General features: G+C 37.0%; 18 protein-coding genes. 2 read left to right on the top strand and 16 right to left on the bottom strand.

What is annotated here, in order from left to right; translation table 11 throughout:
• Nucleotides 1–700 precede the first annotated feature (700 nt).
• A complete protein-coding gene (locus tag N0M92_RS24795; protein ID WP_260288315.1) occupies nucleotides 701–1,345 on the top strand; it encodes a 2OG-Fe(II) oxygenase in 645 nt (214 codons plus the stop codon).
• A 170-nt stretch (nucleotides 1,346–1,515) separates the two neighbouring features.
• Here the strand turns inward: N0M92_RS24795 and N0M92_RS24790 are convergent, their stop codons facing one another.
• From N0M92_RS24790 to N0M92_RS24755, 8 genes are all read right to left on the bottom strand, one after another.
• Nucleotides 1,516–2,295: a molecular chaperone DnaJ gene (locus tag N0M92_RS24790; protein ID WP_260288314.1), complete on the bottom strand. Its 780-nt coding sequence runs from the start codon at nucleotides 2,293–2,295 to the stop codon at nucleotides 1,516–1,518.
• A gap of 617 nt (nucleotides 2,296–2,912) precedes the next feature.
• Nucleotides 2,913–3,338 carry a VOC family protein gene (locus N0M92_RS24785; RefSeq protein ID WP_260288313.1) on the bottom strand — a complete coding sequence of 142 codons (426 nt, stop codon included), beginning with the start codon at nucleotides 3,336–3,338 and terminating at the stop codon, nucleotides 2,913–2,915.
• 429 nt (nucleotides 3,339–3,767) lie between these two features.
• Nucleotides 3,768–4,196 (bottom strand): DoxX family protein, encoded by a 429-nt coding sequence (locus tag N0M92_RS24780; protein ID WP_260288312.1) that lies wholly within the window; start codon nucleotides 4,194–4,196, stop codon nucleotides 3,768–3,770.
• A gap of 68 nt (nucleotides 4,197–4,264) precedes the next feature.
• Complete coding sequence (locus N0M92_RS24775; protein ID WP_260288311.1) at nucleotides 4,265–5,119, bottom strand: M56 family metallopeptidase; 855 nt, start codon at nucleotides 5,117–5,119, stop codon at nucleotides 4,265–4,267.
• Nucleotides 5,119–5,535, bottom strand: coding sequence for a BlaI/MecI/CopY family transcriptional regulator (locus N0M92_RS24770; protein ID WP_260288310.1), 417 nt, complete (start codon nucleotides 5,533–5,535; stop codon nucleotides 5,119–5,121). Before N0M92_RS24770 ends, N0M92_RS24775 begins: the two co-directional genes overlap by 1 nt.
• A 254-nt stretch (nucleotides 5,536–5,789) precedes the next feature.
• On the bottom strand, nucleotides 5,790–6,470 hold the full coding sequence (locus N0M92_RS24765; protein ID WP_260288309.1) for an NAD(P)H-binding protein: 681 nt from the start codon (nucleotides 6,468–6,470) through the stop codon (nucleotides 5,790–5,792).
• Between the two features lie 73 nt (nucleotides 6,471–6,543).
• Nucleotides 6,544–7,113 carry a histidine phosphatase family protein gene (locus N0M92_RS24760; protein ID WP_260288320.1) on the bottom strand — a complete coding sequence of 190 codons (570 nt, stop codon included), beginning with the start codon at nucleotides 7,111–7,113 and terminating at the stop codon, nucleotides 6,544–6,546.
• A gap of 27 nt (nucleotides 7,114–7,140) precedes the next feature.
• Entirely contained in the window at nucleotides 7,141–7,485 is a 345-nt protein-coding gene (locus tag N0M92_RS24755) for a n-acetylglutamate synthase (protein ID WP_260288308.1), read from the bottom strand.
• Between the two features lie 241 nt (nucleotides 7,486–7,726).
• Here N0M92_RS24755 and N0M92_RS24750 point away from each other — a divergent pair, with 241 nt between their 5' ends.
• Nucleotides 7,727–8,248, top strand: coding sequence for a DUF2179 domain-containing protein (locus tag N0M92_RS24750; RefSeq protein WP_034306915.1), 522 nt, complete (start codon nucleotides 7,727–7,729; stop codon nucleotides 8,246–8,248).
• Between the two features lie 41 nt (nucleotides 8,249–8,289).
• On the opposite strand, the gene N0M92_RS24745 is transcribed toward N0M92_RS24750, so the two are convergent.
• The 8 genes from N0M92_RS24745 to glgB form a co-directional block, all read right to left on the bottom strand.
• The gene (locus N0M92_RS24745; protein WP_260288307.1) at nucleotides 8,290–8,568 is read right to left on the bottom strand and encodes an HNH endonuclease; all 279 of its coding nucleotides are present in this window, start codon (nucleotides 8,566–8,568) and stop codon (nucleotides 8,290–8,292) included.
• Nucleotides 8,569–8,583: 15 nt separating this feature from the next.
• Complete coding sequence (locus tag N0M92_RS24740; RefSeq protein ID WP_260288306.1) at nucleotides 8,584–8,988, bottom strand: cytosolic protein; 405 nt, start codon at nucleotides 8,986–8,988, stop codon at nucleotides 8,584–8,586.
• Nucleotides 8,989–9,051: 63 nt separating this feature from the next.
• Nucleotides 9,052–9,807: an exodeoxyribonuclease III gene (locus N0M92_RS24735; RefSeq protein WP_260288319.1), complete on the bottom strand. Its 756-nt coding sequence runs from the start codon at nucleotides 9,805–9,807 to the stop codon at nucleotides 9,052–9,054.
• Between the two features lie 75 nt (nucleotides 9,808–9,882).
• A complete protein-coding gene (gene cls / locus N0M92_RS24730) occupies nucleotides 9,883–11,388 on the bottom strand; it encodes a cardiolipin synthase (protein ID WP_260288305.1) in 1,506 nt (501 codons plus the stop codon).
• Between the two features lie 126 nt (nucleotides 11,389–11,514).
• The gene (gene glgA, locus N0M92_RS24725; protein ID WP_260288304.1) at nucleotides 11,515–12,951 is read right to left on the bottom strand and encodes a glycogen synthase GlgA; all 1,437 of its coding nucleotides are present in this window, start codon (nucleotides 12,949–12,951) and stop codon (nucleotides 11,515–11,517) included.
• A 16-nt stretch (nucleotides 12,952–12,967) separates the two neighbouring features.
• Nucleotides 12,968–14,074: a glucose-1-phosphate adenylyltransferase subunit GlgD gene (gene glgD, locus N0M92_RS24720; RefSeq protein ID WP_260288303.1), complete on the bottom strand. Its 1,107-nt coding sequence runs from the start codon at nucleotides 14,072–14,074 to the stop codon at nucleotides 12,968–12,970.
• A 17-nt stretch (nucleotides 14,075–14,091) separates the two neighbouring features.
• The gene (locus N0M92_RS24715) at nucleotides 14,092–15,258 is read right to left on the bottom strand and encodes a glucose-1-phosphate adenylyltransferase (protein WP_311202599.1); all 1,167 of its coding nucleotides are present in this window, start codon (nucleotides 15,256–15,258) and stop codon (nucleotides 14,092–14,094) included.
• Nucleotides 15,258–17,198, bottom strand: coding sequence for a 1,4-alpha-glucan branching protein GlgB (gene glgB, locus N0M92_RS24710; RefSeq protein ID WP_260288302.1), 1,941 nt, complete (start codon nucleotides 17,196–17,198; stop codon nucleotides 15,258–15,260). The genes N0M92_RS24715 and glgB overlap by 1 nt, the downstream gene beginning before the upstream one ends.
• Nucleotides 17,199–17,229: the final 31 nt, after the last annotated feature.

Below are 17,229 nucleotides of genomic sequence, written 5' to 3'. Positions count from 1 at the left end.
TAAACTGCATAGAGTAGTCCTCCTTGTTTGATGCTGGGTCAATGGTCGTTGACACTCATGCATCATACAAGAGGGCTCTTTTTCTTTCAAGACCTCGAACATCCTTCTAACAGGAATGCTGCCCCTTGCGCCCCCCTTACCAATCAGCGGAAACAAAATTGGATTTTTTTATTACATCTACTTTTTTAAACCCTTCAGTAATACATGGATTTAAATTCCTCCACTTTCGTTCACTTTCTTCACATTTCCTCATACATTACTTTTTTTCTTTTTCTCTAAGTTTCTAGAACAGCTCATTACGAAAGGAAGCATTTTTTTGAAAAGTCCTTCTATAATGGAAGAAGAATGATAAAACTTGCACAAAAATATGTGTAAGTAAGCGTCATTTCATCTTTATTGAACAGAAGGAAATAAATTCACGTAAGGAATTTTGTAAAAATGCACACATGAATATCTATACTAAGATACTTGTGCATATTGTGAGCTTACTATATTTTATGTAAAAGATTAGAGCATGCTATTGTCAAGGTCCAGTTCACCAGTAATTTTAACTGGTCCATCTATAATCGGAGCACTGTTAGCAAGAATTAAGAAACAGTTATATAACAAGACTCATGGTATAATTAACATAGTAAAACGCTTACAGTAGCAATTCAAACTAATTGTTCGGAAAATTCTTTCCGTTAGGAGTCGATGAAAGTTGACAGTGGAAAATAAAATAAGTAAAGAACAAACTATCTTTAATCATATTGGAAATAAAATCAAAACAGATGATCGAGAAATTAATATTATTGCTAGATTAGATGAACCACTAATTGTAATATTAGGAAATGTTTTGAGTGACGAAGAATGTGACGGTCTTATTGAATTGTCAAAAGATAGAATGAATCGTTCCAAAATTGGAGCTAAGCACGAAGTAAATGAGATAAGAACGAGCAGTAGTATGTTTTTTCAAGAAAATGAATATGATATCATTACCAAAATTGAAAAAAGGATTTCAACCATCATGAATATACCCATTGAACATGGAGATGGTATTCAAGTTCTTAAATATACACCTGGGCAAGAGTATAAAGCTCATTTTGATTTTTTTACATCCTCAAGTATAGCAGCAAAAAATAATAGAATTAGCACAATCATCATGTACTTAAATAATGTGGAGCATGGAGGGGAAACTTTTTTTCCTAAACTGAATTTTTCAGTATCCCCGCGAAAGGGAATGGCTGTGTATTTCGAATATTTCTATAACGACAAAAATCTAAACGAACTGACTCTACACGGTGGAGCACCGGTTATCACCGGGGAAAAATGGGTTGCAACACAATGGATGAGGAGACAAAAGTAGTCTGCAGATTGATAATGTGTAAACGGCAGCCTTTAAAAGCCTCAATTTTAGGTGCCTTTGTTCATTAGGCACCTATTTCATTAGGTTTATGTTCATAAAAAAATCACAAAAAGAATGATTAATTTTACACTGGCTGGTCTCTTTGAACTCAAAATTTCTGAGCACACTATTCATTTACCCTTAGTACTTTTTCTAAAATTATCGTAATCGGTCTTAATGTAATGAAATACCTTCGCGTTGCCATTATGGTCCGGATGAGTTATTTTTAATAACCCTTTATATTCTGCCAATACTTCTTTTTTGCTCGCCGTTTTAGAAAGCCCTAATTTTTCATTATAATCATTTGATTGTGTAGTGGAGTCAATATTGTAATTTTTTCTGTTGTTCTCTTTTAATTTTATCAATTCATTACGTAATTCAATATTTTCTTTTAATAAATCCTTTGTTTCATTTTGTAATTCACTTTTCTCATTCTTTAGAATGCCAACTTCCTTTTTGAACATATCCCTCTGCTGAATCAATATTCTTTTTGCAGTTTCATGAAGTTCTTCAATACCTTCTATATGCTTATCTTGAGCTTGTATTTTTAATTTTAATCGGTGTATGATTTCGTCCTTATTTTGGTCTATGATATCATTTATAGCCAGCTTTGGAGCTAAGTCATCGCTTGTGTAACCATTGTTCCTCTTACCGTTTCCAGAGTATTTAATCTTACCTTCGCTAAGCCAGCGTTTAACAGTTTGCACACTATTACTTTCTGTTACTCCTGCATCTTTTAACATTTCAAATGCTTGATCTGTGCCATCCATTATGTATCCAGTTTTTCTATTCTTGTTTCCTCCCTCATATTTAATCTTACCTTCACGAAGCCAGCGTCTAACAGTTTGTATACTGCTACTTTCTGTTACTCCTGCATCCTTTAACAGGTCGAAAGCTTGATCTGTGTTCACATTGTTCCCCCTTTCCTCTTATTACGCAATGTAATGTTAATCGATTGATATTAGCTTATTAAAAGGAATGTATTTTACAACGAATGCGACTAATTTGTATGTCAATGTTTTAAATAATAGCATAGCCATTTTCTAGACAAAGAACAAATAGATGAAGAATGTATGACGAATATCACAGAGAGATAACGATAAGGTTTCAAAACTAAAAGTGTGGAACGAAAAATACATGATTGGTAACTACTAAAGTCATGATATCAATGGTGGAGTTCGTTTATTAAGCGTAATATATACATTCAGATTGAATCCAGGATCATGTGAAAGAATGTACGCTACATTATACATAAACATGATATTACCAGATGCTATGCTACCTTGCGGGATGATCTTTGGCTGCATATGAAAAGAGATAGGAATCATACCAATAATCTTATAAGGAGTACCGCAAGCAAAACGTGGATTTACAGCGTTTAAGGAAATTCCAATATTAAAAATCCCAATCTCTCATAGATATAAATGAGAAATTGGGATTTATTTATTCATCAATTACGATTTAAGTTGCAACTAAATGACTCTAAAACAGCCGCTTTTCCATGTTGATATGATTTAACAAAAGAAAATTATTGTTGACCCTCTGTATAAATTTGGAAGGTTACACCGAATTTATCTGATACAATTCCATAAGCAGGGCTGAAAAAAGCTTCCTGCAGTGGCATTTTCACTTCTCCACCTTGCGACAAAGTTTCAAAGATTCGTTTTGATTTTTCAATATCATTAATTGAAATACAGATCGTGACTTGATCTCCAGATTGACTGGTTTGACCTGGAAACGTATCGGAAAACATGAGGTCCGTTTCCCCAACCTTTAACATTGCGTGTGCCACAAGATCCTTTGCTTCCTCTGGCAGAGGAAATTCCGGGTTTTCTGGCATTTCCCCAAAAGTTTGATTAAAGACGATTTTTGCATCCAATGCTTTTTCGTAAAATTGGATTGCTTCTTTTGCATTTCCATTCATCATTAAATATGGAGATAATCGCATTGTCATAATTAAATAGCTCCTTTTACTTTGATTTTTTTAGCTTGAGAAATTTCCAAGCTTCCTATAGAAATGGTCAGTGACAATAACCACTATACCATTATTACCCATGATTGTATTTTATAACGAAGAACATGTGTTCGTCAATGAGATTTTACTGAAAACTATCGTGTTAACGATTGAATTGAAATTTCCAAGGTGTTTGGTCCAGGCTTGCATTATTGTCATTCCGCAAAGTATTTTACGATAATGCAGTCATGGAAAACTACTTTCCATGACCAAAATTTGATTTGATTTGATTTATCATCGAATTTTCACCATGAACCATTTCAAACAAGAACAAGGTGTAAAGAAAAAGGCATGACCCCAGTAGATTGCCGGTTTCATGCCTCAATACTGTTTAAAAAGTTTAATTTTTTAGGATATCGTTTGTTTTAATTAACTTGCTATCATTTCTGAATCTTGTTCTTTTTTAAGGTTTCGTAATTTAGAGTCTATAGATAGGAATCGACTCCCATTCATTACCATATGAAGTGCAATAATCATAAGAACAAGATCCAGTTCGTATCCAGTACCTTCTCCATTCCCCATAAAACCTGCTGGGAATTTCACATAAACAATTGCACCAGCCATGATGAAAACAAGGAGGGCAGAAATTATTCTTGTTCCAAGACCTATCATTAAGGCAATTCCTCCAACCAATTCAATAATACCTACTACATAGCCCATAAATCCTGGAATGCCTATACTTTGAAACCATCCTGCAGTGTTATCCAATCCGCCTTTGAATTTTGACAAACCATGAATGAAGAATGAAACTCCCAACATAACTCTTAATAAAAAGGTACCGATCTCTTGTTTATTCATGATACATCTCCTTTTTTTATTTTACACTACAAAGTGTAGTGTAAAATGGTAAAAAAATCAAGTGAAAGTCATCCGACAATCACTATGGTCATTCCCAGAAGTAAGACCAATACATAAATAGAAACGAAAATCGTAGTAGTTTCAGCCCTCAAAGGAATTGATTTATGAGGTTCAATTAATTGCTGAAGTCTATAGTTAACTGATTCATTGGAGAAGTGGACAAGGACTGGAGAGGATTTATCAGTGCAGCCATGTTTAATTAACTTCAACAAAGCTGTACTTATGCCTAATTCAGTCCCCATTTTATTAATCGCATTTTCATCGGCTGATAATTCACTTATTATTTTATAACTTTTATGACACCATTTTGTCAGTGGGACGAACCATAACCCATCTGAAATCAACTGAAGACTAAAGATTACGAGCGGATCATATTTTTTTTGGTGAAAGGCTTCATGCTCCACTACCGCTTCCAGTTCATCAAAGTCCAATAATCGAATTAAACCAGTACTTAACACAATGAAAGGCCTTCTGAAACCAAGCGTAAACGCAAGAGGCTGTTCAGCGTTCACAACTAAGATATCATTGTTGAAACGATTGAATGTTTCATTTATGGACCTTGTCATATCAACGTTTTTTGAAAGAAAAAGCTTTTGTTTAAATCTTCTGGATAAGAAATATTGCTCTGCAATTGTAAATAATGTGCTCAATATACTATAGGATATTATTATACTGAGCAGGGTGACGACCACAAAGTAGTATACTGAATCTTCCTTGAATAAACTAAAACAAAATTTAAAAAAGTTGGCCTTAATATTCACACCAAAAAAGATATGTACTAAAAACGCCCCCATTTGGCACCATACTGCAAAGGCAATTAAAAGACTCAGGCTTATCACAAAATAAGACTTTCTCTTCCACATTATAATTTATCCTTTTTTAACGCTTGGATTTTTTGTTCCAATTTTTCAATCAAGCCTTGGTCAGCGTCTTTCATGGCATCCAGCATATGGCTTATAACCGCCCCACCAAATTCATCCAGCAAATTCTCAGTCAGCTTCTTTGACTGCTCTTCTAAAAACTCCGCTTTGGTCTGCACCGGGCGAAATAATGAAAGTCTACCTTCAGCCCTCTTTTCAAGAATGCCTTTTTCCACCAATCGATTCATGACGGTCATAACTGTGTTGAAATTGATAGGTTTGTCAATTTCCAATGATTGCTGAACAGATTTAATGCTCTGTTCATCATTATCCCATAAATACTCCATGATATTAGCTTCCAATGGACCAAAGAAACGATTCAGTCCAACTTCATCATATTTAAAATTTTTAATATTCATCCTTTACCACCTCCCACTACAAATTGTAGTGGAAATCCTTGTTACAATCAAGTTTCATCCGGAAGATTACTATCACGGATTTCTATAGATTGACTTTTTAGGTCCCTACAGTTTTTGCTTTACCAAGTCCTCTGGTTCTCCACCTCTACTCCATTCCTTTTTTCAGCAGCAAATGTTCATCCGTTTATTTTTCCTTAAAGCAGGGATCAAAATTTGCTAATAAATTAAAAAACCGAACCTTTTGGAGGCTCGGTTCACTGATAAATAGTTTCACTTTGTGCAAGTTTCTCTATTTCATCAGAATTATAAAAATGATATCCTTTTGCCGTCGTTTGGGCCGCAGCGTACATTGCAGCAGCCACTTTGTTTGCTTCTATTGCACGATATGAGCGTATAGGACCCACAAAGACATATTTAGCAAAAGTACTTATCAGCCCTGAAATCTTTTCACCTGCCCTGAATTCCTCGCGTTCTCCAAGAAGTAAGGAAGGGCGGAATATATGTACAGTATTCAATTCCAAGTGTTGTAGTGTTCCTTCTACATCGCCCTTAACACGACTGTAGAAAAACTTTGATTTGGAATCCGCTCCCATTGCAGTTATGACGAGTAATTTTTCAACATTGGCTGTCTTTGCCATTTTAGCTGCTTCGATAACATAGTCATAATCCACTTTACGAAAAGCTTCCTTCGATTTAGCCTTTTTGATCGTAGTACCCAAACAAATGAAAACATCGCTGACTTTGAACAAATCGGCGTACTTGGATAAATTATCGAAATCCACCACATGGCCTATGCACTTGGCATCCGTGATTTTCATTTCGCTTCTTGTCAGTAAATGGATTCCACTATAGATATTGCTGTTGCTTAGCTCTTTCACCAACTGGGCGCCGACTAAACCTGTAGCCCCTAAAACCAATGCCGTCTTATTAGTCATGATTCCCTTCTTTCTATAATTAGCACCTTACTATCAATCATATCCTCTTTAACTCTAACCAAGCTTTATATCACTAAGATAAATGATTTATTTGATTGAAATCATCAATTATCCAAGAGTCGGCTTCAAATCTAATCGTACTCAAACATGCATTGAACAATCGCATTTCGTTGAATACGATTGACTCGTTTGACATCAAACGTAAAATAAAATGAATGACGGCTCCATGTGCAACAAGTATGACTTTCCCCTCAGGATACTCCTTCTGAATTTCCTGGAGTCCATTCATCAGCCTGTTTCGTAAAGATTCCTGATCTTCTTGACCAGGATATTCTTTATTCACGAATGCTGACTCCCTTTCAGCTGCTGTCATTCCTTCAGCAACGCCAAAATTCTTTTCAATGAATTCCATTTTTTCAATAACCGGGACTTCAATATAATGCGAAATGATATCTGCCGTTTCCCTTGCCCTTTTTAAAGGGCTTGAAATAATTACATCCCAATCATCTTTTGACAAAAATTCACCACATTGCCGTGCTTGTATCTTTCCGAGTTCATTTAAAGGGATATCAGTCTGCCCCTGCAGTTTCCCTAGTGCATTCCAATCTGTTTGACCATGCCGCACTAAACAAATAGTAGTAATTGTCCTCAAACCCCTCTAAGTAAATTGTTATTTCTTCACTTCTTCAATGATGGAATGTCCTTCAGTCTGTTCGAGATCTGACCATTTCCATTTTTCATGCAAGCGTATCCTTCCATCAGGCAACATTTCAGGGGTGGAACGACAGCTGCCTCCTCTTATTTCCCCTTTTTCATTGATATGATTATACCTGAATTCCAGAGTTCCATCCAAATTGACAAGCCCTATTAAAGTCCCTTTAACAATCTCTCCGCCCTGATAACTTGCTGAAAGAATTGAGCCTTCTTGTGAATAGTGGAAGGAAGTATTTCCTGACACTTCTCCATTTTCAGAATTGACTTTAGCTTTGAATATCCGACCATCATAATCAAACATCATCATTCCCCCATATGAATTAATAAGGATAATGATACCAAATTATTTAAAAAAAGAATATTGAAAAATCTTATGGAATTTTAATTTTGTGTCGATGGAAATGACACAAAAAATACATAATATTCCCCATTGAATTCCACTATTATATTGTGGTTAGATTATGGAAGATGTTACTTATGGAATGAACAATCCCCAAGTTGAAACGTCTAATTTAACTGGAAGATGTTGGTGAGGTGCTCAAGTGAAAGAAATACTTCTGATTCTACTATTACAACTTATTTATGTTCCGATTTACACGTTGCGAACCATTTTCTTAGTAAAAAATATTACCATACTTGCCTCGATACTTGGTATAGCGGAAATGTTAATATACGTTTTTGGTTTATCCCTAGTATTTGGCGGTGACCAAAGCATACTCGCCATGGTTGTATATGCAGTCGGTTTTGGAATCGGAATAATTTTTGGTACGAAAATTGAGCAGAAGCTTGCCATCGGTTTTATTAATGTAACCGTTAATACTCAAACCAAAAATGAACATTTGGTAGATACACTGAGGAACAACGGATTTGGTGTAACTCTTTATACGGGCGAGGGCAGGGATAGCAACCGTTATCGCATGGAAATTTTGACAAAACGCAATCGGGAACAAGAATTGATAGCAACCGTTGAAAAGTTTGAACCTAAGGCTTTCATCATTTCATATGAACCACGTTATTTTAAAGGTGGATTTTTATTGGATCGGTTGAAAAATAAAGCAAGCTGAATGAAATGCAAAAGCCCATCTTTTCAAGATGGGCTTTTGCATTATTTCGTTTTTGATTTTCTAATCTTCACAGCCCTCGTTACTGGTTGTTTTTTAATCCACTTTAAGTATTTTTTTAATGCTTCATCATCTTTCAGCAATAGCAGGGTATTCAGTCGGAAGGCCAGCTCTCGGTTTGAATACAGGGCGTGAATCTGTTTGTGACAGGATTTACAGAGATAGGCAATGGGTAAATGGCTGCCGCCTAATTCTCTAGGTGTTAAATGATGGGTGGTCAGTTCTATCTCATCCCTGTCACAAAGCTCACAAGTACCTTTCATTTCATAACTCGTCCATTATGGCTTTACGGATTTTCCTTCTTCAACAATATGAAACATCAAATGGGCAAGATGGTGGATTGGTCCATACTCTTCATTGTCGTCATCTTCTTCATTCTCCACTTCCTCTTCATCCATCCCTTGTAAATAAAGAGCCATGAACTCATAAAAATCATTTTTAGTAAAAGAATAACAATCACTTGGATCCTGACTATCTTCTTCATACTGTAAAACTAGATGAGATAAATCACCCTCATCATCTTCAGCATCAAAAAAAACGAAATACCCGATATTTGTATCCAGTTCAAATAATCTGCGAAAACCGCGTGATGTTGATTTTTCAAACTCAGCCGACGTCAATTTTTGCACTTGCATGCTGTCTACATTATCTTCCTGATGAAAGCCCACGATAAATGTGTTCATAATCTAACCTCCTGTTGAATATGGATAACCATTAGTATCCCCATTTAACAGGATTTATTCGATTTAGAGATTTGCTTCCAAGACAACCGGGCAATGATCACTGCCCATGACATCGCAGTGAATGTTAGCCTCTCTTAAGGAATCTGCCAAACGTTTTGAAACAATGAAATAATCGATTCTCCACCCAATATTCCGCTCTCTCACTTTAGCCATATATGACCACCAACTATAGGCACCTTCCCGGTCCGGATAAAAATGACGAAAAGTATCGATAAACCCTGCATCAAGTAATTCAGTCATCTTTCCGCGCTCTTCATTAGTGAAACCGGAATTCCCAATATTGGTTTTTGGGTTTTTTAAATCCAGCTCAGAATGTGCGACATTAAGGTCCCCACAAAAGATAACCGGCTTCACCAAGTCCAGTTCCTTAAGATAATTTATCATCTCATCTTCCCATTCGAGACGGTAATTCAGCCTGGATAAATCCCTTTTTGCATTGGGTGTATAAACATTCACCATATAAAATTTCTCGAATTCCAGTGTTATGATCCTGCCTTCCGGCTCCTCGTTCAGCTCCCCTACGCCATATTTCACGGAAAGCGGTTTTTCCTTCGTGAAAATGGCTGTGCCGGAATATCCTTTTTTCAATGCATAATTCCAATATTGATGGTACCCTTCCAACTCAAGTGAAATCTGCCCTTCTTGTAGCTTAGTTTCTTGAAGGCAAAAAATATCTGCATCCACTTCTTTAAAATAATCTAAAAATCCTTTTTTTACACAAGCCCTTATTCCATTCACATTCCAGGAAACCAATTTCATATTTTCTTTCATTCTCCTTATGGCCAATTAATTTCTTTACATTTCAACTATACTATTAATCTGCTTTTTTTCCCATTAGAGTACATTCGAAAACAATCTGGCAAATGATTCTTTTGAACGTTCCAGTAAACCGCGCTTGTTATACCCGATAGGATCTAGTTTGTCACTATCCATCATATCCTCTTTGTAATGAATGATGAGATCTTCAATGGAATGGCTGCCCATAAGAAAGACATTGACTTCAAAATTCAGATGAAAACTTCTCATATCCATATTTGCCGTTCCTATGGAAGCCATATCACCATCAACGATAATCAGTTTCTGATGTAGAAAACCCTTTTTATACAAGTATACCTCTACACCGAATTGTAGCAGCTCCTCGAAATAGGAGCGACTCCCATATTGGGTTAAAAACCCATCATTTACTGCCGGAACCATGACCCTAACTTGTATCCCCTTAATTGCCGCATGCTTTATGGCTGCCTTAATCGCTTGATTAGGTACGAAGTATGGACTTGCAATCCAGATTGATTCAGTAGCGTTTGTGATAAGTGAAAAGTAATAATCACTCATGATTCCCTGTTGTGTATCAGGTCCGCTTGCTACCACCTGAACGGCTCCATCCCCTTGTTCCCCTTTATTCTTGAATTCTGGACGTTCTTGCAATACATCTTCCCCACTGACATATTCCCAATCCAAAAGGAAAACAGTATGAAGCATAAATACCGCTTCACCTTTAAGTACCATATGTGTATCTCTCCAAAAACCAATGTTTTTATTTCGGCCTAAATATTCCTCCCCTACGTTTAAACCTCCAACAAAGCCAACTTCCCCATCTATGATGATGATTTTACGGTGATTCCTAAAATTAAACTTTTGATTGAAAAACCCGTGTTTCAGTGGCGAAAATGGATATGCTTTTATCCCGGCATTTTGCATCCGTTTAACTTCATTATTTGAAAGGCTTAAACTTCCGGCAGCATCAAAAATGAATAAAACTTCCACACCATTTTTTGCTTTTTCAATAAGTATATCTATAATTTCAGTACCAAGCCTGTCGGAACGAAAAATATAATATTCAATATGGATGAATTTCTCAGCTTTTTTTAACTGTTTTATGATTTCTGTAAATGTTTCGTTCCCATTTTTCAATACTTCTGTTTGCGATGATGTACTAATGATGGTCTCAGAAGCATTTTTGGCAAAAGCTGCGAATGATTGCTGATGATTATTCAAGAATGATAGATCCGGAGATGAAACCTTTGTGACAAGGCTCTTCCATTCTTCACGATCTTTTTTCCTTTTACTTCGAAATAAATATCCCTTTAAATAGAGTTGACCTGAGAATAAATAAAATACATATCCAAATACAGGAAAAAACAAAAGCACGTACATCCACAAAAGGGTCTCGTGGGCAAATCTATTTTCAAGCATGAGTGAAAATATGGTAATAAACATGACCAAAATATATAATCCAATAAAAAATAGCTTCACATCAAAGCTTACTTGAGTGAACAGGATCATATAGATTGAAGCAATTAAAATAAATAAAAATACAAATTCCATTCTTCTTCTTTTCATCTTTTCATTCTCCTACACAGCAAAATTATATATATATCTAAACATATACCCATATTTGATGGTAAAAGAAACAAAACACTTACGAAAACATTATTCGTAAGTGCTTGTGTATTACCTATCCAATTATCACTTCATGACAGGAATCAAACTTTCATACAGCTCAATATACTTTAAGGAGGATGATGTCCAACTGAAGTCTAACTTCATTGCACTTTCGGCCATTTTCCGCCACCTTTTCGGCTGGAATTTGTACAGACCAACAGATTGCTCAATTGTATGAAGCATATCGTGTGCATTATAATTCGTAAAACTGAAGCCATTGCCTTCACCAGTAAATTGATTATACGGTATGACAGTATCCCGAAGTCCGCCAGTTTCCCTCACTAAAGGCAGAGTACCATACCGCAACGCCAAAAGCTGGCCGATACCACATGGTTCGAATTGTGACGGCATCAGGAATAAATCAGAACCTGCATATATCCGTCTTGCTAAACCCTCATCAAAGTATGTATTGACTGAAACCTGATTTGGATATTGGTCAGCTAAATGGCGAAATGCCGATTCATATTGCTCATCACCCGTACCTAAGAGAATGAATTGAACTCCTTGGTTCATCATTTCATGAAAAACATGAAGAATAAGATCAATTCCTTTTTGATCAACAAGCCTGGTTACCATCGATATAACCGGGACCCCCTCATTTACAGGAAGGTCCAACGATTCCTGTAGCTGACGCTTATTCTCCATCTTACCCTCATAGGAATCGAATGGAACAGCAAGATGTTCATCTGCCGCCGGATTATATTCTTCATAATCGATTCCGTTGATAATCCCTTTAAGGTCACCATTTCTCTTACGTAAAAAACCATCCAGATTTTCCCCGAAATAAGGACTTTGAATTTCTTCTGCATAACTTGGGCTTACAGTTGTGACAATGTTAGAAAAAGCTAGGCCGCCTTTCAAATAACTTACATTTCCATGAAATTCAAGACCATCGATATTAAAATATAACTCACTCAAATCGAGTAATTCAGCTAAAACAGCTTTAGGATAAACTCCTTGATAGCGTAAATTATGTATAGTAAATATCGTTTTAATATCTTGATAGAATGGATGGTTACTATAATGAGCTTTCAGCAAAACGCTGACAAGGGCCGTTTGCCAATCATGACAGTGTATGACATCCGGCTTTTCTCCTAAATAGGGTAAAGCCTCTAAAATTGCACGGGAAAAGAAGGCGAACCTTTCGCCATCATCAAAGAAACCATAACTACCATGTCTTTTGAAATAATATTCATTATCCAGGAAATAATATGTAATTCCCTTAGCAACAAGTTTTTCGATGCCACAGAATTGCTGGCGCCAACCAACAGGAACTTCAATACTCGTCATATGTTCCAATTCCTGTTTAAATTGTTCAGGAAGATCCCCATATTTAGGAAGGATGACACTTACATGAACTCCCTGTTTTTTCAGCGCTTTCGGGAGCGCTCCTATAACGTCTCCGAGCCCTCCCGTTTTTATAAAAGGGGCGCATTCTGAAGCAGCAAACACAACATTCATTGCCGCACCTCCTCTATTAAATTACTTCTGCTTTTTTTATTACAGTAGGCTGTTTTAAACCAATAACTGATTTTTCACTAGTAATTCTCACTTCTTTATCAGTTATGACATTTTCAACGATGGCTCCTTCTTCAATCACGCCTTTTTGCATAATGATGCTATTTCTTATAATCGCACCCTTTTTCACCTTTACCCCACGGAAGAGTATACTGTTTTCGACAGTCCCTTCAATATCACAACCATTTGCTATTAATGAATTGGCAACCTTCGAAGAACTTGAATATTTGGTTGGTGCCTCATGTTTGATTTTTGTATAAACATCCCAAGTATCCCCGAAGAAAGACCGGATTACCGAAGGATTCAGGAAATTCATATTACTGGAATGAAAGCTTTCAATGGAATGGATGAATGGCATATCTCCAGTAAAATTATAGCCTTTGACTGTAAAGCGATGAAGATTTGCTTTCACAGCGTCCTTCAAAAAGTCGTATTCCCCACTGGCAACACAGCTTTTGATTAAGTTCACCAATAGCGTTTTACTTATGACGAAGGTTTCTAGACAAACATGGTCACCAGGTCTAGGGATGGTATAAAAGCTAATGTCCGTAATGTCTTCATCCTTATCTACCGAGCATGTGTGATAGATTGGTTTTTCAATTAATTCCCCTACATAATCCTTATATACGACAGTGATATCCGCTTTTTGTTTTTTGTGATAATCAAGCACTTCATTAAAATCCAATTTGCATACATGGCTTCCAGGGGAAATGATGACAGTATCTGCCTCTGCACGTTCGAAAAAGCTGAGATGATCATGAAATTGTTTCATATCACCCGTTACCGTTTCATCGGGATGGATAGGGGGCAAGATGTATAAGCCTCCTGAACGCCGAGCCAAGTTCCATTCTTTACCTGAGCCAAGATGATCCATAACAGAAAGATACTTTTCTTTTGGGAAAACGGCTACTTTTGATACATCTGCATTAATGAGATTCGACATCGTAAAGTCAATCAAACGGTAGCGTCCACCAAATGGCACAGATGCTACATTTCGGTGCGCAGTCAGATCTTTTAAATGTTGTCTTTCATTGATTAAATTAATAATACCCAACACATTTTCCATAGCATCGTCCCCTTTTTCTAATTAAGAGTGATCTTTTTTTTGTTTGGATTGATAATGGTTTGATTTTCACCAATTAAGGTAATATCGGATGTAATCGCTGAATTGCCAACTACGGCACCATCTTCTATAACACAATTGCTGGCTATGATGCTTCTTTCTATATGAACGTTTTCACCAATCGTGACATTAGGCATGATGACTGAATCTTTTATGGTTGACCCATAGCCTACCTGTACATTATAGGATAAAACCGAATGTTCAATTTTCCCATGTATCATGCACCCTTCATTGATTAGCGACTGACTGGCCTCGGCATCCGGTGATATATATTGCGGCGGATGATTTGCATTGCGGGCAAAAATTTTCCATTGCTGATCATCCAACTGGAAATTTGGCGTATCCTCCAATAAGTCCATATGTGCCTGCCAAAGGCTTTCGACCGTTCCGACATCTTTCCAATAATCATTGAAACGATAGGCATATAGCTTTTTTCGGTCTTCAAGCATCTTTGGAATGATGTTGCTGCCGAAATCATTGGAGGAATTTTCATCCTTTTCATCATTTATTAAATACTTTCTTAGGGTTTTCCACTTGAAAAGGTAAACTCCCATTGAAGCGAGATTGCTCTTTGGATACTTTGGTTTTTCATCGAATTGAGTGACTTTATCATCATCATTGGTATTCATGATCCCGAAACGACTTGCTTCCTGCCACGGTACTTGAATGACAGCTATGGTTGCCTCTGCATTTTTTTCGATGTGATAATCCAGCATCTTACTGTAATCCATCTTATAAATATGGTCACCCGAGAGAATCAGTACATGTTCCGGATCATAGTTATCAATATATTGGATATTTTGATAAACAGCATTTGCCGTCCCTTTATACCATTCCCCGCCTTCTTTCCCTTGATAAGGGGGAAGTACGGAAACTCCGCCAACATCCAGATCAAGGTCCCAAGCTTTGCCATTACCAACATAATCATTTAGAATCAATGGCTGGTATTGGGTTAGTACCCCAACCGTATCAATACCAGAATGAGTGCAGTTACTTAATGGAAAATCGATGATTCTATATTTACCGCCAAAGGGAACAGCTGGTTTTGCCAAACCGATTGTCAATTCACCTAACCTTGAACCCTGGCCTCCTGCCAATAACATTGCTATCCATTTTTTCGCTCCCATTATTCGTTCACTCTCCCCCGCCTTTTTTTTGTTTGCTTCATAAAAATGGAAATGCCTAATGGAGGTACTGTTATTTCCATGCTGAATGGTTGATTATGGTATGGTTCCTTTTTGACATTAATGGGTTCCTCATTGATCTGACCCGATCCTCCGAAAGCTGCTGAATCACTGCTGAAAACCTCTATATATTTACCATGGGATGGTACGCCTATTTGATATTGAGCATGAGCCTGTGCAGAAAAATTACAGACAACAATGCAATAATCGCCTTTGCGTTTACCCTTTCTCATAAAGGTAATGATACTCTGTTTACTATTGTTCGGATCTATCCACTCAAATCCCTCCTGGACATGATCCAGTCGCCAAAGGGAGGATGATTGCCTATAAAAATCCTGTAGGGTGCGGAAGTAATAGGCCAGCTTTTCGTGTGATTCATATTCCAAAAGAAGCCAATCCAATTGTTCCTCATCTTTCCATTCTATGAACTGGCCAAATTCACCGCCCATAAATAGAAGCTTCTTTCCGGGATGTGTCATGAAATACCCAAAGAGTAACCGTAGATTAGCGAATTTCTGCCAATAGTCGCCTGGCATCTTATTCAATAAAGATTTCTTGCCATGAACCACTTCATCATGTGAAAAAGGCAAGACAAAATTTTCTGAAAAAGCATAGAAAAAAGAAAATGTTAAGAGACTATGATGATTTGGCCTTTCCCCCGTTTCAAGTTTCATATAACGAAGGATATCGTTAGTCCATCCCATATTCCATTTGTAATTAAAGCCCAGGCCGCCTATATCGGTAGGAGAAGTTATAAGTGGTCGGTCCGTTGCTTCTTCAGCCATCATTAATGCATTGGGATATTTCTTGAAAACCACTTCGTTAAGCTTTTGTAAAAATTGTATGGCCTCCAGGTTTTCCTCACCGCCAAACTGGTTTTTCAGCTTGATCGGCAATGGATTATCATGATTTAAGTAAACCATTGACGATACCGCATCGACACGGATTCCATCAATATGGTATACATCCATCCAAAACATTACATTTGATATAAGGAAACTGATTACTTCAGGTTTGGTAAAATCAAAGTTGTATGTCCCCCATAACGGGCGATCTGCTCTAGTATGATCAATTGGTTCATAGAGAGGCGTACCATCGAAACGGGAAAGTCCATGCGCGTCTTTACAAAAATGGGCGGGAACCCAGTCGAGAATTACACCTATGCCCTTTTTGTGGCAAAGGTTAATTAAATATTTAAAATCTTCCGGCGAGCCGTAACGACTGGTTACAGAATAATAGCCCGTGACCTGGTATCCCCACGATTTATCAAATGGGTGTTCCATTATGGCCATGATTTCAATATGTGTAAAACCATTTTCAATCACATAATCAATCAATCTATCAGCCAATTCACGGTACGAATAAAACTCGCCATCTTCTTTCTGTTTCCATGTTCCTGGGTGCACTTCATAAATGGACATGGGTTTATGATAAATATTTTCCTTTTTCCTATTAGCTATCCACTTCGAATCTTGCCATTCAAAATTATCCAGCCTTTTAATGATCGAGGCTGTATTTGGTCTGACTTCCGAATAAAAGGCATATGGATCGGCTTTTAGGATTCGTTTACTTCCAGGTGTATGTATTTCGTATTTATAGAGTTCCCCTTCTTGTAGTCCTGGTACGAACAACACCCAGATACCTGATCGCTCGATCCGTTTCATCGCATGATCTTTTCCGTCCCAATTATTAAAATTACCGACTACTGAAACTTGCTTGGCATGGGGGGCCCAAACGGCGAAGCGTACTCCTTCTTTACCTAATGATGTTACAATGTGTGCCCCAAGCATTTTATAGCTTTCATAAAGGGTGCCTTCATGAAACAAATACAAATCGAAATCGCTTGGATAAATCTCTTGTAGCTGGTCAATAATTGCACTCAATAAAACCCCTCCATCAGTATTGAATCGATAG

This window comes from Peribacillus aracenensis, from assembly GCF_025175645.1.
Classification (GTDB): Bacteria; Bacillota; Bacilli; order Bacillales; family DSM-1321; genus Peribacillus; species Peribacillus aracenensis.
This window is presented reverse-complemented; position numbering and strand designations above follow the sequence as displayed.